The sequence below is a fragment of the Azospirillum formosense genome (assembly GCF_040500525.1).
Classification (GTDB): domain Bacteria; phylum Pseudomonadota; class Alphaproteobacteria; order Azospirillales; family Azospirillaceae; genus Azospirillum; species Azospirillum formosense_A.
This window is the reverse complement of sequence record NZ_CP159402.1, coordinates 2,482,501-2,504,133: the sequence shown is the minus strand read 5'-3', so window position 1 is coordinate 2,504,133 and position 21,633 is coordinate 2,482,501. Positions and strand designations below refer to the sequence as shown.

Here is a 21,633-nt window from a genome sequence, read left to right as displayed (position 1 = left end):
ATGATGCGGAAAAGTTCCGGCGGGGTAGGGGCTTCCGGCTCATGTGGGGTGCGGCAGCGGCTGCGTCAAACGGACACGGGTTACCCCGCGGCGAGGGGCACGGGTTTCGGGTGAAGCCGGTGGGCCGCGGGTGTTACAAATATCAGTCTTACCAACGGCTTCGGATGCGGGGCGGCGATGGCGGACCTCACCCTCGGCTTCGGCCTGTCGTTCCACGAGCTTTACGGGCAGGACGGGCTGGCCCGGCTCGACCGCGCCTTCCTCGCCCGGCTGTCCGACACGGACGCGGCGCTCGCCAACCGGCTGCTCTCCGCCCGCGCCCAGCCCGACCGGCTGGAGGCCAAGGCGGAAAGCGACCTGCTGATCGCGCTCGCCCCCCACGCCGAGGATTTCATCGGCGACCTGTTCGGCATCCACGCTGCGCTCGACGAGCTGCGCGCCCGCCACACGGAGCTGGCGCCGCTCTACACCGCCAAGCGCCTGTTCGTTCAGCGCCGCGCCGCCAAGGCGGTGAAGCCGGAGGCGGTCGCCGCGCTCGACGGGGCGGAACTGGCCGCGCGGCTGGAGGACTGGCTGGGCGGCCCGCTGACCGAGGCCGCCTTCGCCCGGCAGGTGCTGGCCTGGATGGAGGACGAGGCGGCCCACGCCGACCAGCTCGACAGCGCCGCCCAATACGCCGCCTGGGCGGTCTTCAGCGAGGCCGGGCGCGCCCGGCACGGCGGCGGCGTGCTGTTCCAGGTGCCGCACCGCACCGACCCGCTGCGCCTCGTCCCGGTGGAGACGGTGGAGATGCACGGCGTCACCATGATGCGCCTGCCCGATGACTCCTGCCGCGAGCGCCAGGGCTTCCACCTGACCGACCCGGGCACCGATCTGGCCGGCGCGCTGGACGAGGCCAACTACTGCATCTGGTGCCACAACCAGGGCAAGGACAGCTGCTCCAAGGGGCTGCGCGACCGCAAGACCGGGGAGTTCCAGAAGAGCGCCTTCGGCGTCGCGCTGGCCGGCTGCCCCTTGGAAGAGAAGATTTCCGAGATGCACGCGCTGAAGGCCGAGGGTGTGCCGATCGGGGCGCTGGCCGTGGTGGTGGTCGACAACCCGATGTGCGCGGCCACCGGCCACCGCATCTGCAACGACTGCATGAAGGCCTGCATCTACCAACGCCAAGAGCCGGTGGACATCCCGCAGGCGGAGACCCGCACGCTGAAGGACGTGCTGGAACTGCCCTGGGGCTTCGAGATCTACAGCCTGCTGACCCGCTGGAACCCGCTGGACCTGCGCCGCCCGCTGATGCGGCCGGACAGCGGCTGCAAGGTTCTGGTGGCCGGGCTGGGGCCGGCGGGCTTCACGCTGGCGCACCATCTGATGAACGACGGCCACACGGTGGTCGGCATCGACGGGCTGAAGATCGAGCCGCTGCCCGCCGACCTCTCCGGCGTCCTGCCCAGCGGCACGCGGGTGCCCTTCCGGCCGATCCGCGACGTGCGCGACCTCTACGACCGGCTGGACGAGCGGGTGATGGCCGGCTTCGGCGGGGTGGCCGAATACGGCATCACGGTGCGCTGGAACAAGAATTTCCTGAAGGTGATCCGGCTGCTGCTGGAGCGCCGGGCGCGCATGACGATCATCGGCGGGGTGCGCTTCGGCGGCACGCTGACCATCGACGGGGCGCTGGAGCTGGGCTTCGACCACATCGCCCTGTGCATGGGCGCGGGCAAGCCGACCGTCGTGCCGATGGCGAACGGGCTGGCCCGCGGCGTGCGGCAGGCCTCGGACTTCCTGATGGGCCTGCAGCTGACCGGGGCGGCCAAGCCGGACAGCATCGCCAACCTTCAGGTCCGGCTGCCCATCGTGGTGATCGGCGGCGGGCTGACCGCCATCGACACGGCGACGGAGGCGCTGGCCTATTACCCCGTCCAGGTCGAGAAATTCCTCTCCCGCTACGAGGTCCTGGTGGCCGAGCGGGGGGAGGCGGCGGTGCGCGCCCGCTGGACGCCCGACGAGGCCGAGCTGGCCGACGAGTTCTTGGCCCACGCCCGCGCCATCCGGGCGGAGCGCCTGGAGGCCGGCGAGCAGGGGCGCGAGCCGCGCGTCACGGCGCTGCTGCAATCCTGGGGCGGCTCGACCATCGCCTATCGGCGGCGGCTGATCGACAGCCCGAGCTACACGCTGAACCACGAGGAGGTGGCGCACGGGCTGGCCGAGGGCATCCGCTTCCTGGAATGCGCCGCCCCGCGCGGGGTGGAGATCGACGAGACGGGCGCCGCGCGGGCGATCCATCTGGCGATCAGCCCGGTCGGGCCGGACGGGGTGGTGGCCCCCGCCGCCGTGGACGCGCGGCTTCCCGCCCGCACCATCCTGATCGCCGCCGGCACCCAGCCGAACACCGTCCTGGCCCGCGAGGAGCCGGACTGGGTGGAGCTGGACGGCCGCTGCTTCCGCGCCATCGACGAGGACGGCCGGCCGGTGACCCCGGAGCGGCAGGCCAAGCCGAGCCAGGCCCATGTGCTGATGGCCCGCGCGCCGGACGGGCGGTCCCTCAGCTTCTTCGGCGACCTGCACCCGTCCTTCGCCGGCAATGTGGTGAAGGCGATGGGCGGGGCGAAGCGCGGCTATCCGGTGGTCAGCCGCGCGCTGGCCCGCCGGGCGCCCAGCTCGGTGACGCCGGACGCCCTGGTGCGGCGCCTGAATGCCGAGCTGCGGCCCCTGGTGCACAGCGTCACCCGCCTGACCCCGACCATCGTGGAGGTGGTGGTGAAGGCCCCCGCCGCGGCGCGCCGTTTCGAACCCGGACAGTTCTACCGGCTGCAGAACTTCGAAACGCTGGCGCAACGGATCGGCCGGACCACGCTGGCCATGGAAGGGCTGGCCCTGACCGGCGCCTGGGTGGACAAGGAGGCCGGGCTGCTCTCGCTGATCGTTCTGGAGATGGGCGGCTCGTCGGACCTCTGCGCCCTGCTCAAGCCCGGCGATCCGGTGGTGGTGATGGGGCCGACCGGCGCCCCGACCGAGATCCCGGAGGGCGAGACGGTGGCCCTGGTCGGCGGCGGCTTGGGCAACGCGGTGCTCTTCTCCATCGGGCAGGCCTGCCGGGCGCGCGGCAACCGCGTCGTTTACTTCGCCGGCTACAAGCGGATGGAGGACCGTTACAAGACCGAACAGATCGAGGCCGCCGCCGACCGCGTCGTCTGGTGCTGCGACGAGGCGCCGGGCTTCGCGCCGTCGCGCCCCGGCGACCTGAGTTTCGTCGGCAACATCGTGGAGGCCATGCGCGCCTACGCGGCGGGCGAGCTGGGGCCGGCGGATATTCCGCTGGGGACGGTGGACCGCATCGTCGCCATCGGCTCCGACCGCATGATGGCGGCGGTGGGAGCGGCCCGGCACGGCCTGCTGAAGCCCTATCTGAAGCCCGGCCACGCCGCCATCGGCTCCATCAATTCGCCCATGCAATGCATGATGAAGGAGATCTGCGCCCAGTGCCTGCAACGGCACACCGACCCGGCGACCGGCGCGGAGACGGTGGTCTTCTCCTGCTTCAACCAGGACCAGAGCCTGGACCGCGTGGACTTCGTCAACCTGAACCAGCGGCTGCGCCAGAACGCCGTCCAGGAGAAGCTGACCGCCCAATGGATCGACCGCGGCCTGCGGCTGACCGGCCAGCGGAAGGGGTGAGGGGGTGGCTGGCCACCCCCACCCGCTCGTTCACGCGCCCGTGGCGGTGCTGACGGCCGCCTGGGGCAGCGGCGTGGTGGCGCTTTCGAACAGGTCCGCCTCGGCGGCGCGGCGCTTCACCAGACCCGGAAGCTGCGTCTTGACCCCGTTGACCGTCGCGTAGACCCAGCGGCCGAACTGGCCGGCGGCGCCCTCATAGTCGCCCTGGTTCAGCAGGCGCAGCAGGGTCGAGCACTGCAGGCTGCCGGCCCCCAGGTTGAACACGAAGGACGCCAGCGCGCCGCGCTGGTCCGGGTTCAGCGCGACAGTGACCAGCTTGTCCACCTGGGCGGCGGCGGCGGTCAGGTCCGACTGCAGGAAATCGTCGGCCTGGGCGGAGGTAATGCTCTGCCCCATCTGAACCCCGGCGGTGTGGCCGTAGCCGATGGTCGGCACACCCGCCGGGCACAGATAGGCGTTGAGGTAGAGACCCTCGAAATGCTTCACGAGGTTGACCGCTTCTTCGCAAACCGGCGTCGTCATGTTCGTCTTTCCCCAGCTTGTCATGGACGTGCATCGGCACGGACCGTTCGTACCGGGGGAAGCGTATCGGAAGCGGTAAACGCTTAATAATGGTTTATTTTTTCACGTTCTCCCGTATTGGGGGAGGTGGGCGGGTCGTCAGGTCCAGCGGAATTCCGCGGCCACCGCGCGGGCCTCGCCCGGCGTGAGCAGGCGGTTGGTCGCCAGCTTCACCGAATGCAGCTTGCCGTCCAGGTTGGCCTGCCAGAAATCCAGGAACCGGCGCAGCACCGGGTAGCCGGGCGCGATGTCCAATTCCTGCCAGAGATAGCTCTGCAGCAGGTGCGGGTGGTCGGGCATGTGGTACAGAATCTCCGCCGTGGTCAGGCGGTAATCGCGAAGCTGAAGACCCAGACTGGCCATGCTCTGCCTCCGTGATGGTGGAACCGGTGGCGTCCTTCCGCTGCGTCCCGATGATTCTTTTGTGAAAGTGTGCCGTTCACGGCTGCGGCGGGCAACAAAAATTTTTCAGCTATTTCAATGTGTTAGCAGCAAGGAGGGGTGGCTGCTGCCAGGAATCGCACCGATTGCCGCAACGACCCTCTTGAATCGAAACCGCAGCTCGATTAGCTGTCTGGCACTCGCCGGGGGAGAGTGCTAACAGCCCCGAGCCCGGCGCCAATCCTATCATCAATAAGCCTTGATCCTGGAGGCATCCCCATGAAGTTCCGTCCGCTGCACGACCGCGTCGTCGTCAAGCGTCTGGAGTCCGACACCAAGACCAAGGGCGGGATCATCATCCCCGACACCGCGAAGGAAAAGCCCCAGGAGGGCCAGGTCATCGCGGTGGGTCCGGGTGCCCGTGACGAGAGCGGCAAGGTCGTTGCGCTCGACGTGAAGGCCGGCGACCGCATCCTGTTCGGCAAGTGGTCGGGCACCGAGGTGAAGATCGAGGGCGAGGATTTCCTGATCATGAAGGAATCCGACATCATGGGCGTCATCGAGGCCTGAGCCTCCGCCCGCGCTGAGCGATCCAACCCCCCGAATTTCAAGGAAGTGAGCAATGGCTGCCAAGGAAGTTAAGTTCTCGGCCTCCGCGCGCGAGAAGATGCTGCGCGGTGTGGACATCCTCGCCGACGCCGTCAAGGTGACGCTGGGCCCGAAGGGCCGCAACGTCGTGATCGAGAAGTCCTTCGGCGCTCCGCGCATCACCAAGGACGGCGTCTCGGTCGCCAAGGAAATCGAACTGTCGGACAAGTTCGAGAACATGGGCGCCCAGATGGTGCGTGAGGTCGCGTCGAAGACGAACGACCTGGCCGGCGACGGCACCACCACGGCGACCGTTCTGGCCCAGGCCATCGTCCGCGAGGGCGTGAAGTCGGTGGCCGCCGGCATGAACCCGATGGACCTGAAGCGCGGCATCGACCTCGCCGTCGAGACCGTCGTGGCCGACATCCGCGGCCGCGCCAAGAAGGTCACGACCAACGACGAGATCGCCCAGGTCGGCACCATCTCCGCCAACGGCGAAGCCGAGATCGGCAAGATGATCGCCCAGGCGATGGAGAAGGTCGGCAACGAGGGCGTCATCACGGTGGAAGAGGCCAAGAGCCTCGAGACCGAGCTGGACGTCGTCGAGGGCATGCAGTTCGACCGCGGCTACCTGTCGCCGTACTTCATCACCAACGCCGACAAGATGATCGCGGACCTCGAGAGCCCGTTCATCCTGCTCCACGAGAAGAAGCTGTCGGGTCTGCAGGCCCTGCTGCCGGTCCTCGAGGCCGTCGTGCAGTCCTCGCGTCCGCTGCTGATCATCGCCGAGGACGTCGAGGGCGAGGCCCTGGCGACCCTGGTCGTGAACAAGCTGCGTGGCGGCCTGAAGGTCGCCGCCGTCAAGGCTCCGGGCTTCGGTGACCGCCGCAAGGCGATGCTGGAGGACATGGCCATCCTGACCGGCGGCCAGGTCATCTCCGAGGATCTCGGCATCAAGCTCGAGAACGTCACCATCGACATGCTCGGCACCGCCAAGAAGGTCGTGATCTCCAAGGAGAACACCACCATCGTCGACGGCGCCGGCTCGGCCGAGGACATCCAGGCCCGCATCGGCCAGATCAAGGCGCAGATCGAGGAGACCACCTCGGACTACGACCGCGAGAAGCTGCAGGAGCGTCTGGCGAAGCTGGCTGGCGGCGTTGCCGTCATCCGCGTCGGCGGCGCCACCGAGGTCGAGGTGAAGGAGCGCAAGGACCGCGTTGACGACGCCATGCACGCCACCCGCGCCGCGGTGGAAGAGGGCATCGTCGCCGGCGGCGGCACCGCCCTGCTCTACGCGACCAAGGCCCTGGAAGCCCTGAAGCCGATCAACGACGAGCAGCGCGTCGGCATCGAGATCATCCGCCGCGCCCTGCAGGCCCCGGTCCGTCAGATCGCCTACAACGCGGGCACCGACGGTTCGATCGTGGTCGGCAAGCTGCTGGACCAGAACGACCCGAACTTCGGCTACGACGCCCAGAAGGGTGAGTTCACCAACCTGGTCGCCGCCGGCATCATCGATCCGGTGAAGGTGGTCCGCACCGCCCTGCAGGACGCGGCCTCGATCGCCGGCCTGCTGATCACCACCGAGGCGATGATCGCCGAGAAGCCGGAGAAGAAGGCTGCTCCGGCCGGCATGCCGGGTGGCATGGACGACATGGGCGGCATGGGCTTCTAATAGCCCGCGTCATCCACGACGTTTGCGGAAAGGGCGGTCCCTCGGGGCCGCCCTTTTCCGTTTGGGCATCTCCCTGACGGACAGGGTGCCGCCGGCCGGTGCTTTAGATTGGAACGCTTCCAAACTGCTGCCGTTGACCCTCCAACCGGACGCCCCGGGGGTGCGCCGGCACGGCTTGCTGTTCAGGGAGAAAGCGATGGCTGACCAATCGAAGACTCTGACCAACCGTCAGGGCCACCCGATCACGAACAACCAGTCCCAGCGCACCGTGGGGGCCCGCGGCCCGGCGACGCTGGAGAACTACCAGTTCCTGGAGAAGATCACCCATTTCGACCGCGAGCGCATTCCGGAGCGCGTGGTCCACGCCCGCGGCTTCGTCTGCTACGGCGAGTTCGAGGCGACCGGGAAGATCGGCGACGAGCCGGCGTCGAAATACACCCGCGCCAAGCTGTTCGGCCAAGCCGGCAAGAAGACCCCGCTGGCCATCCGCTTCTCCACCGTCATCGGCGGGCGCGACTCGTCGGAGGTGGCCCGCGACCCGCGCGGCTTCGCGGTGAAGTTCTACACCGAGGACGGCAACTGGGATCTGGTCGGCAACAACCTCGCGGTCTTCTTCATCCGCGACGCCATCAAGTTTCCCGACGTCATCCATTCGCTGAAGCCCGATCCGGTGACCTTCCGGCAGGAGCCGAACCGCATCTTCGACTTCATGAGCCAGACGCCCGAATCCATGCACATGCTGACCCATCTGTTCAGCCCGCGCGGGATTCCGGCCAACTACCGGCACATGGAAGGCTTCGGCGTAAACACCTACAAGATGGTGAACGCCGAGGGCGGCACGGTGCTGGTCAAGTACCACTTCCACCCGCGCTGCGGCGTCGCCTGCCTGACGGCGGAGGAGGCGGCGAAGGTCCAGGGGCAGGATCTCGGCTCCGCCTCCAAGGACCTGTTCGAGGCCATCGAGCGCGGCGACCACCCGCAGTGGGACATGTTCGTCCAGATCATGGAGGATCACGACCATCCCGAGCTGGACTGGGACCCGCTGGACGACACCAAGATCTGGCCGGAGTCGGACTTCCCGCTGCGCCACGTCGGCGTGATGACGCTGAACCGCAACGTCGAGGACTTCTTCAACGAGAACGAACAGATCGCCATGGGCACCGGCGTCCTGGTCGACGGGCTGGATTTCTCCGACGACAAGATGCTGGTCGGGCGGACCTTCTCCTACTCCGACACGCAGCGCTACCGGGTCGGCACCAACTATCTGCAATTGCCGATCAACCAAGCCAAGAACGCCGCGGTCGCCACCAACCTGTCGGGCGGGCAAATGTCCTTCCAGCGCGATCTGGCGCCGGGGCAGAACCCGCACATCAATTTCGAGCCGTCCATCCACAACGGCCTCAGCGAGGCCCAGCGGGAGGAGCCGAACAACCCGCCGGAAATCCGCGGCCGCCTGACCCGCAGCGTGATCGAGCGCCGCAACGACTATGTCCAGGCGCGGGGCCGCTACTGCACCATGATGGACTGGGAGCGCGACGATCTCGTCCTCAACATGGGCACTCTGCTCGGCCAGTGCGAACGCGACGTCCAGGAGCGCATGCTCTGGCACTTCTTCCTGGTCCATGACGATTACGGCAGCCGGGTGGCCGGCATGCTGGGCATGACCGCGGCCGACGTCGCCGGCCTGCCCCCCCTGCCCAAGCAGGTGCTGACCGACGAGGACCAGAAGCGGCTGAAATCGCTGGGCAAGAACGGCGACACCATCGACCCGAAGGCCTGGGGCCAGTGGACCGGTTCGGTGAAGGTCCATCGCGCCACGGCGGACGAGGTGGTGAAGGGCATGCGGTCCGGCGCGCAAGGCGGCATGACCAGTCAGGCGGCCGCCGACTGAAGCGGAATGCCTTCCGCTCTGGACCGCGACGGCGGTCCCGGCCGGCAAAGAAGGCCATGTGAGTCCAAAGCGAACGGAAGTTCGCTTTAGGCGCAACCTAAGATCATCAATCGGTTGGCGTCCCGATGGGGGCGGCGGGGTGTCCCGCCGCCCCTTTTTCATGCCCGCGCCGATGATTGTTCTGAGTAGGCACAATTCGTGTACGGACATGCGGCAAGTTGCCGCGCGACACGCCTGTCTCTGGTATCACCAGAGTTGGACGTGTCACTGTCATTTTGCATCAAGGCATTAGCCAAAATATTAGAACTTCGATAAGGGAGAAGTGCGATGTCCATGCGTGCTGCCGTGTCGTTCGCGGCCATGCTGGCGGCCTCCGTCGCCACCTTCGGCGCACCCGCGTTCGCCGCCGACGAACCGATTTCGCCGATCGAGCCGGCGAAGATCACCAATCCCGGATTGGTTGAACTCGGCAAGAAGCTGTACTTCGATCCCCGGCTCTCCAAGTCCGGCTTCATCTCCTGCAACTCGTGCCACAACCTGTCCATGGGCGGCACCGACAACCTGAAGACCTCCATCGGCCACAACTGGCAGCAGGGTCCGATCAACTCGCCGACCGTGCTGAACTCCAGCCTGAACGTCGCGCAGTTCTGGGACGGCCGCGCGCTGACGCTGCAGGAGCAGGCCGGCGGCCCGATCGCCAACCCCGGCGAGATGGGCTCCACCCACGCCCTGGCGGTGGAGGTGCTGCGCTCCATCCCCGAATACCAGAAGGAATTCGCCGACGTCTTCGGCGAGACCAAGATCACCATCGAAGAGGTGACCAAGGCCATCGCCGCCTTCGAGGAGACGCTGGTCACCCCGAACTCCCGCTTCGACCAGTGGCTGAAGGGCGACAAGAAAGCCCTGACCACGGTCGAGCTGGAAGGCTACGAGCTGTTCAAGGACTCTGGCTGCACCGCCTGCCACAACGGCTCGGCCGTCGGCGGCAACACCTTCCAGAAGATGGGCGTGGTCGAGCCCTACAAGACGAACAACCCCGCCGAGGGCCGCATCGCGGTGACCAAGGAGGAGGCCGACCGCTTCAACTTCAAGGTTCCGACGCTGCGCAACGTCGCGCTGACCTACCCCTACTTCCACGACGGCGAGGCCGCGACGCTGTCCGACGCCGTGGACGTCATGGGCCGCATCCAGTTGGGCAAGAAGTTCTCGACCGACGAGAACGCCAAGATCGTCGCTTTCCTGAAGACGCTGACCGGTGACCAGCCGAGCTTCGCTCTGCCGATCCTGCCGCCGTCCACGGACAAGACGCCGAAGCCGCACCCCTTCGACTGACGGGTTGGTGGTTGGATGGGGCCGGGCGTCGTTGGGGCGGCCCGGCCCCATTCCTTTTTTTGAGGATGGTTGCAGGGTATCGACATGCGGTGGGGATGGAAGACGGCGGGCGGCTTCGGGGCGCTCGCTCTGGCCGGTCTGGTGGGCGTCATCGTCGGGGTGGTCGGCTGGGGCGGCTTCAACACCGCGATGGAAGCGACCAACAGCATGGAATTCTGCGTCTCCTGCCACGAGATGCGCGACACCGTGTACGCCGAATACACGGCCTCGCCGCACTACCGGAACGCGTCGGGCGTGCGGGCGACCTGCGCCGACTGCCACGTCCCGCGCGACTGGACGCACAAGGTAATCCGCAAGGTGCAGGCGTCGGGCGAGCTGTACCACTGGCTCATCGGCTCCATCGACACCAAGGAGAAGTTCGAGGCCAAGCGCCACACGCTGGCGCGCCGCGAATGGGACCGCATGCGGGCCACCGACAGCCAGGAATGCCGCAACTGCCATTCCTTCGGCGCCATGGACTTCCACAAGCAGACGCCGAAGGCGGCCAGCGCCATGGAAGGGGCGGAGAAGGCCGGCAAGACCTGCATCGACTGCCACAAGGGCATCGCCCACAGCTTCCCCGACGTGACCGCCGGTCATCGCCAATTCTTCGCCAGCCTGACGGAGCAGGCGAGAACGCTGGCCCTGAAGCCCGGCGACACCGCCTACGCCCTGACCAGCCTCGCCCTGCACGGCGCGCCGCCGGCGCCGGGAAGCGCCGGGGACGGGGAGATCGCCGCGGCGACGCCGGTGAGGGTCCTGGCGGCGGAGGGCGGTGCCCTCAAGGTGGAGATCACCGGCTGGCAGCGCGGCAGCTCCGCCCAGACCCTCTATGCCCAGCCGGGCAAGCGCATCACCACGGTCAAGCTGAACGCCGCGGCCGTGGAGCACGCAGCGGCGCTGCGCACCGTCACCGATCCGGAGACCGAGCAGGAGTGGACGGAGGTTCGCCTGACCGCCTGGACCGGGGCGGGCGGCTATGTGGGCGCGCTCAGCGCGCTGTGGGATTACGGCGCTCGGGTCTATGACGCCAACTGCTCGCTCTGCCACACGCTGCACCCGCCGGCCGACTTCGACGCGAACGCCTGGATCGGCAAGATGAACGCCATGAAGCGGCTGACCCGGCTGGACGAGGAGGAGGGCCGGCTGCTGCTGACCTATCTGCAGAGCCATGCAAAGAACGGCGCGCGATGATCGCTGCGGCGAGAACCCGAAGCTGCTAAGAGGGGTTTTCTACCACGGGCCGGCGCTGAACGCGCCGCGCCCGCCGGCAGACGACCACTTGAGAAAGAGGACCCCCGCGATGTCGACTCTGCACAAACAAGCCATGGAAGCGGTGCTTCAGGCCGCCTCTCACGACATCGTCGGCACGCTCCAGGAGCGTGGCGTCACCGACAAGCACAGCGAGGAGGGCGACCTTGCCGTTCTCGACGTCGCGATCCTGCACGCCTACCGCATCTTCATGCGGATCTGCGAGGAGAACGGGCTGGAGGTGGACGCGGGCTATTTCGCCGACATGGCCAACGACCTTGCCGACGAGGTGGCCCAGGAGGACGACGCGGACTGATCCGGTCCCGCGCCGCCGATTCCCGCTTCTTGAGTGCCCCGGTCCCGTCCGACCCTGCCTTTTCCTTCGGCGAAGGCGGTGCGGACGGGACCGGTCGACATCCTTTGCCCCTCGGGGGACCCGATGACCGACGCCCCTGACACTGTTTCCTCTCCCGACGCCTTCTCTCCCGATGTCGCGATCGTCGGCGCCGGCCCGGCCGGGCTGATGGCGGCGGAGGTCATCGCCGCCGCGGGCCGCTCGGTCGCCGTCTTTGAGCGGATGCCCACCCCGGCGCGCAAGCTGCTGCTCGCCGGGCGCGGCGGGCTGAACCTGACCCATTCCGAACCGTTGGACGCCTTCACCGCCCGCTACGGCGCGCAGGCGCCGCTGTTCGCCGATCTGCTGGCCGGCTTCTCCCCGGCGGACCTGCGCGCTTGGGCGGCGGGTCTTGGGATCGAAACGTTCGTCGGCTCCAGCGGGCGCGTCTTCCCGGTGCAGATGAAGGCCTCCACCCTGGTGCGGGCGTGGCTGCGCCGGCTGGAGGGGCTGGGCGTCACCCTGCACACCCGCCACCGCTGGCTGGGCTGGGACGAGCGCGGCGCGCTGCGCGTCCAGCGCGGCGACGGCACCGAGACCACCGTCGCCCCGCGCGCCACGCTGCTGGCGCTGGGCGGGGCGAGCTGGCAGCGCACCGGCTCCGACGGCGCCTGGACGGAGCTTCTGGCCGCGCGCGGGGTGGACATCGCGCCGCTGCGCCCGTCCAACATGGGCTTCGAGGTGCCCTGGTCCGATCACCTGCGCGAGCGCTTCGCCGGCCAGCCGGTCAAGAGCGTCGGCCTCGCCTTCGCCGACCGCCGGCTGAAGGGCGAGTTCGTCATCACCGAAACCGGCATCGAGGGCGGCGCCGTCTACGCGCTGAGCGCCCCCTTGCGCGACGCCATCGAGCGGGAGGGCTGGGCCGCCCTGACCATCGACCTGATGCCGGATCTGCCGGAGTCGGCGATCGCCAAACGGCTGCGCCGCCGCGGCGCGGAGTCGCTGTCCACCTTCCTGAAGAAGTCCCTGTCGCTGACCGGCCCACGCGCCGCCCTGCTGCGCGAGTTCACCCCGGCGTCGGAGCTGTCCGACCCGGCGGCGCTGGCCCGCCAGATCAAGGGCCTGTCGGTGGTGCTGACCGGGGTGCGGCCCATCGAGCGCGCCATCTCCACCGCCGGCGGCGTCCGGCTGGCGGAGCTGGACGATTCTCTGATGCTGACCCGCCTGCCGGGCACCTTCGTCGCCGGGGAGATGCTGGATTGGGAGGCACCGACCGGCGGCTACCTCCTCCAGGGCTGCTTCGCCATGGGCGCGCGGGTGGGGAAGGGCGTGCTGGGGTATTTGGGGGGCTGAGTTTCGTCCCTTGCCCCCTCCCTAACCCTCCCCCGCTTCGCAGGGGAGGGGACTTAATCTCCCTCTCCCGCGAAAGCGGGGGAGGGCTGGGGTGGGGGCAATGCGCTCCCCCTCACCGCACCGGATTGCCGTAGTCGTACTGCACCTGCGGCGCGCTGCCCTTGCCGGTCAGGCTTTCGATCAGCGAGCCGATGCCGGAGGCCACACCACCCGACGAACCGCGCGATGGCGCCGGGGCCGCCGCCGGGGTGGCGCGGGCGGGCTCCGCGATGCCGGACGCGACATAGGCGGGGGCGCCCTCCATCCCCGGCAGGGGGCGGGGCGGGCGCCCGGCGTGGGCGTCCAGCATGAAGCCCTGCCACAGCTTGGCCGGCAGCGAGCCGCCGGTGACCCGCTTCATCTCGGCGTTGTTGTCGTTGCCCAGCCACACCCCGGCCACGAGGTCGGCGGTGAAGCCGACGAACCAGGCGTCGCGGTAATCCTGGGTGGTGCCCGACTTGGCCGCCGCCGGACGGTCGAGCCTGGCCGACTTGCCGGTGCCGTACTCGATGACGCCGCTCATCATGCGGGTGAGCTGCACCGCGTGCACCGGGTCGACCACCGGGACGGAGCCGCCGGCCTGCCGCCGGTACAGGACGTTGCCGTCGCGGTCGCGGATCTCGGTGATGGCGTAGGGCCAGACCGGGGCGCCGCGGTTGGCGATGCCGGCGTAGCCGCGGGTCAGCTCCAGCAAATTGACCTCGCTGGTGCCGAGCGCCAGCGACAGGTCCTTGCCCAGCGGCGAGTTGATGCCAAGCCCCGCCGCCACCCGGCGCACCCGCTCCACCCCGATGCGGTCGATGATGCGCACGGTCGCGGTGTTGGACGAATGGGCCAGCGCGTTGGCCATGGTGATGGTGCCGCGGAACTTGCCGTCGTAGTTGCCGGGGCTCCAGGTGCCGATGCGGACCGGGGCGTCCTCGACCGGGCTGTCGGGCGACCAGCCGGCCTCCAGCGCCGCCAGATAGACGAAGGGCTTGAAGGCCGATCCCGGCTGGCGCATCGCCTGGGTGGCGCGGTTGAACTCGCTGTTGTCGTAGTCCCGCCCGCCGACCAGGGCGCGCACAGCGCCGTCGGTGGTCATGGCGACCAGCGCGCCCTGGCGCGCGTTGGCGGCCGCACCGGGGCCGGCCAAGGTCTCCTCCAGCCGCTGCTCCGCCGCGCGCTGCAGCTTGAGGTCCAGCGTCGTGCGCACCACCACGTCGCCATGGCCGGAGCCGACGAAGGCCGAGACCAGTTCCGTCACCCAGTCCGCGAAGTAGCGCCCGTCGCCGCCCGCCTTGCGCTTGGCCGACGGCGGGGCGTTGCGTGCCGCCTCCAGCTCCGGCGCGGTGATGAAGCCGGCGTCGACCATGGCGCCCATCACGACGCGCGACCGCTCCGCCGCCTCGTCCGGGTTGGAGGTCGGGGCGTAGCGCGAGGGCGCCTTCAGAAGGCCGGCGATGATCGCCGATTCCCGCAGGTCGAGCTGGGTCGCCGGCTTGCCGAAATAGGTGCGCGCCGCCGCGTCCACGCCGAAGGTGCCCGCTCCCAGGTACACCCGGTTCAGGTAGGCGGTGAGGATCTGGTCCTTGGTGAAGCGGTGCTCCAGCCACAGCGCCAGCATGGCTTCCTGGATCTTGCGCTTCAGCGACTTCTCGGGCGTCAGGAAGAGGTTCTTGGCGAGCTGCTGGGTGATGGTTGAGCCGCCCTGCGCCGAGCGTCCGGAGCGCCAGTTGACGTAGAGCGCGCGGGCCAGACCGATGGGGTCGACGCCGAAATGCGAGTAGAAGCGCCGGTCCTCGATGGCCAGCACGGCGTTGATCAGGTGCGGCGGCAGGTCGCGCACGCCCAGCGTCGTGCCGTGCAGGTCGCCGAAGCGCGCGAACTCCGACCCGTCGGCCGCCAGCACGGTGACCGAGGCGCGCCGCTCGAACTGCGCGACCTTGGAGATGTCCGGCAGGTCCAGGGCGAACCAGGCCAGCACCGCGCCCAGGGCGATGCCGCACCACACCCCGGCGACCGTCCCGGCATAGACCAGCGTGCCGAGGATCGAGCGACGCCGCCCGCCGCCGCCCCTGGCGGTCTTGGGGCTGGCCTTGCGCGGCGGCGGGGCAGGTTTGCGCGGCTTCTCGGCTTTCGGCTTCTCGGGCTTGGCGGGCTTTTCCGGCTTGGGCGCGCGCTTGGGCAGGCGGGGGCGCAGCGTCGGCTCCTCCCCGCGTGTCTGGATGGGGCGCGGCCCCGCAAAGAGTTCGCCCGGTCGATCGTTGCTCACGGCGCGGTCGCGGCCCCCAAGAAGTCCATGCCCGATGTAATCTGTGATGGAAAGCTATACGCCGCCGCCCCGTTGCGACGAAAGAGCGCCCTCGAAAGAGATAAGATTTGTCTTAGCACCGTTGCAGATGGATGACGGGGGTGGAAGAAAAGCCGCCGCGGACTGTTGTTTCCCATGAATAAGCGTTGACGCAGCGGAGAGCCTGTTCATGTCGAAGCCCCTGACCGTTTCCATTCCCCACAAGCTCGGCCGGGACGAGGCGAAGCGGCGCGTGGCGGAGGGGGTGGGGCAGGCCCGCTCCCACCTCGCCGCGGTCGCCAGCAGCATGGACGACCACTGGACCGACGACCGCGTGGATTTCCGCGTGGTGGCGATGGCCCAGACCGTCACCGGCTTCATCGACGTGCAGGACGACAGCGTCACCGTGGAGGTGCAGCTTCCCTGGGCGCTCGGCCTGCTGGCCAACAAGGTGAAGGACCGGCTGCAGAGCAAGGGCACCCTGCTGCTGGAGAAGAAGTAGGCGCCCCTAGTCAGGCTTGCCGATCAGCCCGTGCTTCTTCAGCAGCCCGCGGAGCTGGTGGTAGCCGAGCCCCAGCGCCTCGGCGGTCTGGCGCTGGTTGAAGCGGTTGCGCTCCAGCGCCGTTTCCAGCAGTCCGGATTCGAAGCGCCGCACCCGCTCCAGGAAGTCTCCGGTGGGAACCGCCTGGGCTTCCTCCTCCGCGGGGTCCGGTGATGGGGCCGGGGCCGTCGGCACCGCCGGCCGCCAGGCGGAGGCGAAGGGGTCGAGCAGGATCTCCTCCACCGGCCCCTCCGGGTCGGACGCGGCGACGGAGCGTTCCACCGCGTTGCGCAGCTCGCGCACGTTGCCCGGCCAGCCATGGTCGAGAAGCTGCTCCAGCGCCCGCGGGGCGAAGCCGGGGAACAGCGACCGTTCCAGCTCCCGCACCATGCCCAGCGCGAAATGCTCGGCGAGCACGGGGATGTCCTCGCGCCGGGCGCGCAGCGGCGGCAGGGTCACCACGTCGAAGGCCAGCCGGTCCAGCAGGTCGGCGCGGAACCGCCCGGCCTCGGCAAGCGCCGGCAGGTCGGCGTTGGTCGCCCCGATCACCCGCACGTCGACGGTCTGGGTCCGCCCGCCGACCCGCTCGATCTCGCCATACTCCACGGCGCGCAGCAGCTTTTCCTGGACGGCGGCGCTGGCCGTGGCGATCTCGTCCAGAAACAGCGTGCCGCTGTCGGCCTGCTCCACCCGCCCGATCTGCCGCCGGATCGCTCCGGTGAAGGCCCCCGCCTCGTGTCCGAACAGCTCGGAATCGAGCAGGCTCTCGCTCAGCGCGGCGCAATTCACCTTCACGAAGGGACGATCCCAGCGCCGGGACAGGTAATGCAGGCGGGCGGCGATCAGCTCCTTGCCCGTCCCGCGCTCCCCGATGACCAGCAGGGGACGCTCCAGCGGCGCCACGCGGGAGACGTGCGCGAGGACCTCGTGGAAGGCCGGGGACTCCCCGAGCAGGGAGGGCGGGGTGGGCTGCATGGTCAAAAAAGCGAAGTATTGGTAGATTTCTTCATTCTATCGTGAAAAAGGCGATACTCCAACCCCGGTGTCCAACCGTGCGCTCCAGGAAATCCAGGGCTTTGCGGGAGTTTCCGGCTTTGGCACGGCCATTGCGAAGAAGTGAGCCAAACAAGGAGACCCGCATGAGCCACTACAGCGACTACCACCGCCGCTACACCCGCGACGCCCGTCCGCTGGCGGCGCGCATCCGGACCTACCTGACCAGCCGCCCCACCGAGAGCTGGGCGTTCTTCGCCGCCGGCCTGCTGATCGCGACGATCCTCGGCTGACAAATCCCAGGCCTGACGAAGACCAAGCCCAACCATAAGCGCCAAACGAGGGACACATCCCCATGAGCATTTTTTCGCGCCTGACCGACATCGTGCAATCCAACCTCAACGCGCTGCTCGACCGCGCCGAGGACCCGGAGAAGCTGATCCGTCTGATCATCCAGGAGATGGAGGACACGCTGGTCGAGGTGCGCTCCTCCACGGTGAAGATCATCGCCGAGCGCAAGGAGATCGAGCGCCGCATCGCCGACCTGCACCGCGAGCGCGACTCCTGGGACCGCAAGGCCGAGACCGCCCTGACCCACGACCGCGAGGACCTCGCCAAGCAGGCGCTGATGGCCAAGTCGCGCGCCGCCGAGGAGGCCGACGTCCTGACCGCGCAGCTGGTCCAGGTCGAGGAGGCCCTGTCCAAGTCCAACGAGGACATCGGCCGTCTCCAGGCCAAGCTGACCGACGCCAAGAATCGCGAGAAGGCGCTGGTCGCCCGCACCAAGACGGCGGCCAACCGCGTCCGCGTCCGCTCCACGCTGCATGACGAGCGGATCAACGACGCCTTCTCCCGCTTCGAGCAGGTGGAGCGCAACCTCGACGAGCTGGAAGGCCGCGTGGAGGCCTACGACGTGGGCCGCACCAAGACGCTGACCGAGGAGATCGCCGAGCTGGAGGCCGACAAGAAGGTCCAGGACGAGCTGGCCGCGCTGAAGGCCCGCGTCGCCGCGCGCCGGGGAAGCTGATCCCGCACCGGTGCCGGCGCCAATCCCGCCTCCGTCTTTCCCGACAGCGGGGGTGGCGTGCGGGGTTGGCGTTGAGTCCCCTCTCCCGCCGGTTCGCGGGAGAGGGGTTTCCCGAACAACAAGAAAGGCCGTCCCCCGATGAGCGGTTTCAGCTTCGTCCTCGCGGTGCTCTTCATGACCGTAGTGGCACCGCTTTGGATCATCTTCCACTACATCACCAAATGGCGCGGGCAGCGCGGCCTGTCCGCCCAGGACGAGCAGCTTCTGGCTGAGCTGTGGGACATCTCGAACCGCCTGGAAGGCCGCATCCACGCGCTGGAACGGGTGCTCGACGCGGAGTCGCCCAATTGGCGCGACAAGCTGTGAGCCGGCCGCATTCCACACTCATTCCGACCTGACGGGAGCCCGACGATGGACCGTTCTTCGCCCTACGACTCGCCCAACCCGCACCGGCTCTTCCGCGATCCGCAGCGTGGCGTGGTGGGCGGGGTGTGCGCCGGCATCGCCGATTACTTCGGGTTCAAGCCTGGGCTGGTCCGGCTGGCGCTGGTGCTGGGCCTGTTCTTCTTCATGCCGCCGGTGCTTCTCGCCTACGTGATCGCGGTGCTGGTGCTGCCGGTCAAGCCGCCGGCGGTCTACCGCAACCCGGAGGAGGAGGCGTTCTGGCGTGGCGTATCGATCAAGCCCGACCGCACCCTGGCCGGCCTGACGCAACGCTTCCGGGATTTCGAGAAGCGCGTGGGAAATCTGGAAGCGCACGTCGCTTCCAAAGAGTACGAACTCAACCGCGCGATCCGCAACCTGGACCGCTGACGGCAGCCCCGGAGCGCCTCCGGGGCCGAGCCGCCGCCCGACCGCAGCGCCGCGTGACGCGGCGCCTTCAACCGCAGCGCCGCCGGCGCGGCGCCGGGGAGGGTCAGCGCCGACGGCGGTTCCGGCTGCGCACGCGCACCGGCTTCATGGCCGGGCGGGCGGCAGCGAGGCCCGCGAGGGCCGCAGCCATCGCCCCAACGAGCACGACCAGATCGAGATCCATCATGGCTCCTCCGCTTGACCCGATCAGAATGACGCAACTGTGAAGGACATGGTAGCGAAAAGAGGTGACAGCAACCGTCCGTCCGGCAGATGACCGCCACCGGGGCTCCCCCAAACGAGGAAGCCTATCCGTCCGGGTCCTCAGTCGAGGTAAGGCTTCACCGAAAGAATGGAGAAGCCCTTGTGTTCGGGATGGCGGGCGTTGGTCTTCTCCCGCGCCTTCGCCTCGTCCAGTCCCCAGACCAGGAAGCGGCGGCCCCTCTTCCAACGCTCCAGGGCCGTCTTCTCCAGGCCGCCGGTGACCCGCGCGCCGTAATCGGGGTGAGCCACCGTCACCACCCATCCGGCATCCGCCGGCGTGCGCCGGTCGTCCAGGACATAGACGCGCCGGTCCGCCGCGCCCGCCGCCGCCAGCCGCTCTTCCAGATCCTCGCAGGCGAGGTCGATGGCCTCTTTGCGCCGCCGCGCTGCGCGCAGGTCCCGCGCCTGGTCCAGCGTGGCGCGGGCAAGCCGTTTGAGGCGCTCCACCTGGGCCTGCCGGCGGGCCGCGGCGCTGGCGATGCGGTCCTCCGCCGTCCGGAGTTGCCGCCGCGCCGACAGGAGCGAGACCGCCAGCGTCGCCACGCCGACGAGCGCGGAAAAGAGATACGGCATCGATGGATGGGCCATGGCGCCCTCAGCTCGCCTTCGCCAGGGGGAGGGCACCGTTCGGGCCGGAATCGCCGAGGCCGGCCCCCGCACCGCCGGCCGTGACCGGAAAGCCTTGCGGCGCTTCCTGGATCCGCAACACCACATAGCCGAAGGCGGGCGGGTAGCGCCGTTCGATCTCGGCCCGTGCCACCGGCATGGTGCGCGCCCACACCTCCACCGTCTGGGGCCTTGCCCAGCCGGAGTCGATGAAGGCGTGCTGCGCCTGCTGGTTGGCGCCGCCGCCGACGTATTTGTTCGCGACCTGCGCGATGTAGCAAGGGGTGCCGGCGACCTCCTCGCCGATCAGCCGCAGCAGGTCGTCGCCGCGGTGCTGAAGGTCGCGCAGGCGCCGCTCCAGCGACTGGCGGCGGCGCAGGGCCTCGCCGGCTTCCTCCTCGGCCTTGCGCAGTTCGGCGATGCGCTGCGTCCGGCGCGCCTCGAGCCCGGCTTCCAGCTTGGCGCGACGGGCGATGAGGTCGCGCAGGCTGCCGGTGCCCAGCCGCCGCTCGATCGCGCGCTCGCCGAGGAGAACCGCCGCCTTGCCGATGCCGAACCCCAGCCCGGCCAAGGCGAGCGCCAGGAACAGGGCCTGAACGTAATCGTTCCACATGGCTGAAACCCCGCGGCTGAAACCCCGCGCCCTCGAAAGGTGCCGCGGCGGGAACGGCCCGAAGCCCGCTCGCCGTCCGCGCCGTCTCATGGTGTCGAGAACGGTTGAGCGGTAATCCACGCCCTCCGGGCCTGCAACGCCAAAGTGCAGGGCGGACGAAATTTGCAAAGTTCGTTCAAGCCGGGGAAATATCCGGATGCGGGCCGTTCGCGACCGGCTTGCGGACCGCGCGCCAAGGGTTTCTTTGTTGCGGACCGCGTCCGGGATCGTGATGGCGGATCAGGGGCGGGCGGGCGCGTCCGGCTCGTCTGCCACGCACACGCGGTTGCGCCCGGCCAGCTTGGCCTCGTAGAGCGCGGCGTCGGCGCGGCGCAGCGTCAGTTCGATGGACGGTTCCGCCGCGCGCCATTCGGCCACGCCCACACTGGCGGTGATGGGGATGGACCAGCCGTCGGCCATCACCGGGCTTCCGGCGATGGCGGCGCGCACCCGCTCGGCCACGATGCGCGCCCCGGCAAGGTCGGTCTCCGGCAGCAGGGCGACGAACTCCTCCCCGCCGAAGCGGGCGATCTGGTCGGAGGTGCGCAGGGCCTCGCGGGCGCGGACCACCGCCGTGCGCAGCGCCTCGTCCCCGGCGGCGTGGCCATGGCCGTCGTTGACCGCCTTGAAGTTGTCGAGGTCGAGCAGGAGGACGCTGAGCCGCCGCCCGTGCCGATGCGCCCGCCCCAGCTCCGCCGCGGCGAGGTCCAGGAAATGCCGGCGGTTCCACACGGCGGTCAGCGGGTCGACGGTGGCCAGCCGCTCCAGCTTGGCGTTCGCGGCCTCCAGCGCGCGGGTGCGCTCGGCGACGCGGGCCTCCAGCGTCTCGTTGGCCTCGCGCAGCCGCTCGTACAGGCTGACGTTGGCGAAGCTGATGGCGATCTTGGAGGCGAACACCTCGACCAGCGCGCGGTCCACGTCGTCCAGCGGGCGGTCGGTGTGGATCCAGGCCGCCACCTCGTGCCCGTCCGGCACGCGGATGAACAGGGTCGTCTCGTTGGGGCCGTAATGGCTGCGCCGGCTGCGGAAGGCGTCGGTGATGCGGCCGGCGAGGGCCGGCGGGATCGCCGCCCCCGGCCGCACGGCCTCGGCCGGCGACGCCGTGTGCCCGGCCGCCTCGGCGTAGCAGCCGGCGCCGGCCAGCACGTAGAAGGCGCCGTCCGGCAACGGCCGCCCGGCGGCGCCGCGCTGGGCGCACAGGATGGCGTCGGGCTTCACCCGCAGGAAGGCGGACAGCTGGGTCAGCACCCCGGCCGCGAACTGCTGCATGCAGCGCAGCTCGAACAGGCGGTCGGTGGACTGGATGA

The 21,633-nt window shown here is 69.2% G+C and carries 21 protein-coding genes (1 of these 21 only partly in view); 13 read left to right on the top strand and 8 right to left on the bottom strand.

Annotated features, from left to right (window positions below; translation table 11 throughout):
• Positions 1–177: 177 nt before the first annotated feature.
• Positions 178–3,672, top strand: coding sequence for a pyridine nucleotide-disulfide oxidoreductase (locus ABVN73_RS11985; protein ID WP_353858180.1), 3,495 nt, complete (start codon positions 178–180; stop codon positions 3,670–3,672).
• Between the two features lie 30 nt (positions 3,673–3,702).
• Here ABVN73_RS11985 and ABVN73_RS11980 read toward each other — a convergent pair whose 3' ends face one another.
• Entirely contained in the window at positions 3,703–4,194 is a 492-nt protein-coding gene (locus ABVN73_RS11980; RefSeq protein WP_353858179.1) for a lysozyme, read from the bottom strand.
• A 138-nt stretch (positions 4,195–4,332) separates the two neighbouring features.
• On the bottom strand, positions 4,333–4,596 hold the full coding sequence (locus ABVN73_RS11975; RefSeq protein WP_353858178.1) for an usg protein: 264 nt from the start codon (positions 4,594–4,596) through the stop codon (positions 4,333–4,335).
• Positions 4,597–4,893: 297 nt separating this feature from the next.
• On the opposite strand from ABVN73_RS11975, the gene groES reads away from it, so the two are divergent.
• The 7 genes from groES to ABVN73_RS11940 all read left to right on the top strand — a co-directional run bounded on the left by groES (position 4,894) and on the right by ABVN73_RS11940 (position 13,080).
• Positions 4,894–5,184: a co-chaperone GroES gene (gene groES / locus ABVN73_RS11970; protein WP_109329221.1), complete on the top strand. Its 291-nt coding sequence runs from the start codon at positions 4,894–4,896 to the stop codon at positions 5,182–5,184.
• A 52-nt stretch (positions 5,185–5,236) separates the two neighbouring features.
• Positions 5,237–6,880: a chaperonin GroEL gene (gene groL / locus ABVN73_RS11965; RefSeq protein WP_353858177.1), complete on the top strand. Its 1,644-nt coding sequence runs from the start codon at positions 5,237–5,239 to the stop codon at positions 6,878–6,880.
• A 196-nt stretch (positions 6,881–7,076) separates the two neighbouring features.
• The gene (locus ABVN73_RS11960; RefSeq protein WP_353858176.1) at positions 7,077–8,771 is read left to right on the top strand and encodes a catalase; all 1,695 of its coding nucleotides are present in this window, start codon (positions 7,077–7,079) and stop codon (positions 8,769–8,771) included.
• A 327-nt stretch (positions 8,772–9,098) separates the two neighbouring features.
• Positions 9,099–10,103 carry a cytochrome-c peroxidase gene (locus ABVN73_RS11955; protein WP_353858175.1) on the top strand — a complete coding sequence of 335 codons (1,005 nt, stop codon included), beginning with the start codon at positions 9,099–9,101 and terminating at the stop codon, positions 10,101–10,103.
• 84 nt (positions 10,104–10,187) lie between these two features.
• Positions 10,188–11,336 (top strand): NapC/NirT family cytochrome c, encoded by a 1,149-nt coding sequence (locus tag ABVN73_RS11950; RefSeq protein WP_353858174.1) that lies wholly within the window; start codon positions 10,188–10,190, stop codon positions 11,334–11,336.
• Between the two features lie 109 nt (positions 11,337–11,445).
• A complete protein-coding gene (locus ABVN73_RS11945) occupies positions 11,446–11,709 on the top strand; it encodes a hypothetical protein (RefSeq protein ID WP_035670820.1) in 264 nt (87 codons plus the stop codon).
• A gap of 123 nt (positions 11,710–11,832) precedes the next feature.
• On the top strand, positions 11,833–13,080 hold the full coding sequence (locus ABVN73_RS11940; protein ID WP_353858173.1) for a TIGR03862 family flavoprotein: 1,248 nt from the start codon (positions 11,833–11,835) through the stop codon (positions 13,078–13,080).
• Between the two features lie 112 nt (positions 13,081–13,192).
• Here the strand turns inward: ABVN73_RS11940 and ABVN73_RS11935 are convergent, their stop codons facing one another.
• Positions 13,193–15,373: a penicillin-binding protein 1A gene (locus ABVN73_RS11935; protein ID WP_353858172.1), complete on the bottom strand. Its 2,181-nt coding sequence runs from the start codon at positions 15,371–15,373 to the stop codon at positions 13,193–13,195.
• A gap of 208 nt (positions 15,374–15,581) precedes the next feature.
• On the opposite strand from ABVN73_RS11935, the gene ABVN73_RS11930 reads away from it, so the two are divergent.
• Positions 15,582–15,893: a polyhydroxyalkanoic acid system family protein gene (locus tag ABVN73_RS11930; RefSeq protein ID WP_014239097.1), complete on the top strand. Its 312-nt coding sequence runs from the start codon at positions 15,582–15,584 to the stop codon at positions 15,891–15,893.
• A gap of 6 nt (positions 15,894–15,899) precedes the next feature.
• Here the strand turns inward: ABVN73_RS11930 and pspF are convergent, their stop codons facing one another.
• Positions 15,900–16,907 (bottom strand): phage shock protein operon transcriptional activator, encoded by a 1,008-nt coding sequence (gene pspF / locus ABVN73_RS11925; RefSeq protein WP_353858171.1) that lies wholly within the window; start codon positions 16,905–16,907, stop codon positions 15,900–15,902.
• A 164-nt stretch (positions 16,908–17,071) separates the two neighbouring features.
• On the opposite strand from pspF, the gene ABVN73_RS11920 reads away from it, so the two are divergent.
• The 4 genes from ABVN73_RS11920 (at position 17,072) to pspC (ending at position 18,765) form a co-directional block, all read left to right on the top strand.
• Entirely contained in the window at positions 17,072–17,218 is a 147-nt protein-coding gene (locus ABVN73_RS11920; protein WP_353858170.1) for a hypothetical protein, read from the top strand.
• A 62-nt stretch (positions 17,219–17,280) separates the two neighbouring features.
• Positions 17,281–17,952 (top strand): phage shock protein PspA, encoded by a 672-nt coding sequence (pspA, locus tag ABVN73_RS11915; RefSeq protein ID WP_353858169.1) that lies wholly within the window; start codon positions 17,281–17,283, stop codon positions 17,950–17,952.
• A 138-nt stretch (positions 17,953–18,090) separates the two neighbouring features.
• Positions 18,091–18,318 (top strand): envelope stress response membrane protein PspB, encoded by a 228-nt coding sequence (pspB, locus tag ABVN73_RS11910; protein ID WP_109067670.1) that lies wholly within the window; start codon positions 18,091–18,093, stop codon positions 18,316–18,318.
• 45 nt (positions 18,319–18,363) lie between these two features.
• A complete protein-coding gene (pspC, locus tag ABVN73_RS11905) occupies positions 18,364–18,765 on the top strand; it encodes an envelope stress response membrane protein PspC (protein ID WP_353858168.1) in 402 nt (133 codons plus the stop codon).
• A gap of 103 nt (positions 18,766–18,868) precedes the next feature.
• Here the strand turns inward: pspC and ABVN73_RS11900 are convergent, their stop codons facing one another.
• The 4 genes from ABVN73_RS11900 to ABVN73_RS11885 all read right to left on the bottom strand — a co-directional run.
• Positions 18,869–18,991, bottom strand: coding sequence for a hypothetical protein (locus ABVN73_RS11900; RefSeq protein ID WP_014239103.1), 123 nt, complete (start codon positions 18,989–18,991; stop codon positions 18,869–18,871).
• Between the two features lie 137 nt (positions 18,992–19,128).
• The gene (locus tag ABVN73_RS11895) at positions 19,129–19,656 is read right to left on the bottom strand and encodes a hypothetical protein (RefSeq protein ID WP_353858167.1); all 528 of its coding nucleotides are present in this window, start codon (positions 19,654–19,656) and stop codon (positions 19,129–19,131) included.
• A 7-nt stretch (positions 19,657–19,663) separates the two neighbouring features.
• The gene (locus ABVN73_RS11890; RefSeq protein ID WP_353858166.1) at positions 19,664–20,287 is read right to left on the bottom strand and encodes a hypothetical protein; all 624 of its coding nucleotides are present in this window, start codon (positions 20,285–20,287) and stop codon (positions 19,664–19,666) included.
• Between the two features lie 279 nt (positions 20,288–20,566).
• Positions 20,567–21,633: the 3' portion of a DUF3369 domain-containing protein gene (locus ABVN73_RS11885; RefSeq protein WP_353858165.1), read on the bottom strand. The gene runs 502 nt beyond the window's last position; 1,067 of the gene's 1,569 nt are visible here — the last part of the coding sequence; its start codon lies off the right edge, out of view — the gene reads right to left on this strand; it ends in the stop codon at positions 20,567–20,569.

What these genes read in the sequence shown, in the direction of transcription:
- ABVN73_RS11985 (WP_353858180.1), top strand. Translation starts at nt 178, where the DNA reads ATGGCGGACCTCACCCTCGGCTTCGGCCTGTCGTTCCACGAGCTTTAC.
- ABVN73_RS11980 (WP_353858179.1), bottom strand. Translation starts at nt 4,194, where the DNA reads ATGACGACGCCGGTTTGCGAAGAAGCGGTCAACCTCGTGAAGCATTTC.
- ABVN73_RS11975 (WP_353858178.1), bottom strand. Translation starts at nt 4,596, where the DNA reads ATGGCCAGTCTGGGTCTTCAGCTTCGCGATTACCGCCTGACCACGGCG.
- groES (WP_109329221.1), top strand. Translation starts at nt 4,894, where the DNA reads ATGAAGTTCCGTCCGCTGCACGACCGCGTCGTCGTCAAGCGTCTGGAG.
- groL (WP_353858177.1), top strand. Translation starts at nt 5,237, where the DNA reads ATGGCTGCCAAGGAAGTTAAGTTCTCGGCCTCCGCGCGCGAGAAGATG.
- ABVN73_RS11960 (WP_353858176.1), top strand. Translation starts at nt 7,077, where the DNA reads ATGGCTGACCAATCGAAGACTCTGACCAACCGTCAGGGCCACCCGATC.
- ABVN73_RS11955 (WP_353858175.1), top strand. Translation starts at nt 9,099, where the DNA reads ATGTCCATGCGTGCTGCCGTGTCGTTCGCGGCCATGCTGGCGGCCTCC.
- ABVN73_RS11950 (WP_353858174.1), top strand. Translation starts at nt 10,188, where the DNA reads ATGCGGTGGGGATGGAAGACGGCGGGCGGCTTCGGGGCGCTCGCTCTG.
- ABVN73_RS11945 (WP_035670820.1), top strand. Translation starts at nt 11,446, where the DNA reads ATGTCGACTCTGCACAAACAAGCCATGGAAGCGGTGCTTCAGGCCGCC.
- ABVN73_RS11940 (WP_353858173.1), top strand. Translation starts at nt 11,833, where the DNA reads ATGACCGACGCCCCTGACACTGTTTCCTCTCCCGACGCCTTCTCTCCC.
- ABVN73_RS11930 (WP_014239097.1), top strand. Translation starts at nt 15,582, where the DNA reads ATGTCGAAGCCCCTGACCGTTTCCATTCCCCACAAGCTCGGCCGGGAC.
- pspF (WP_353858171.1), bottom strand. Translation starts at nt 16,907, where the DNA reads ATGCAGCCCACCCCGCCCTCCCTGCTCGGGGAGTCCCCGGCCTTCCAC.
- ABVN73_RS11920 (WP_353858170.1), top strand. Translation starts at nt 17,072, where the DNA reads ATGAGCCACTACAGCGACTACCACCGCCGCTACACCCGCGACGCCCGT.
- pspA (WP_353858169.1), top strand. Translation starts at nt 17,281, where the DNA reads ATGAGCATTTTTTCGCGCCTGACCGACATCGTGCAATCCAACCTCAAC.
- pspB (WP_109067670.1), top strand. Translation starts at nt 18,091, where the DNA reads ATGAGCGGTTTCAGCTTCGTCCTCGCGGTGCTCTTCATGACCGTAGTG.
- pspC (WP_353858168.1), top strand. Translation starts at nt 18,364, where the DNA reads ATGGACCGTTCTTCGCCCTACGACTCGCCCAACCCGCACCGGCTCTTC.
- ABVN73_RS11900 (WP_014239103.1), bottom strand. Translation starts at nt 18,991, where the DNA reads ATGATGGATCTCGATCTGGTCGTGCTCGTTGGGGCGATGGCTGCGGCC.
- ABVN73_RS11895 (WP_353858167.1), bottom strand. Translation starts at nt 19,656, where the DNA reads ATGGCCCATCCATCGATGCCGTATCTCTTTTCCGCGCTCGTCGGCGTG.
- ABVN73_RS11890 (WP_353858166.1), bottom strand. Translation starts at nt 20,287, where the DNA reads ATGTGGAACGATTACGTTCAGGCCCTGTTCCTGGCGCTCGCCTTGGCC.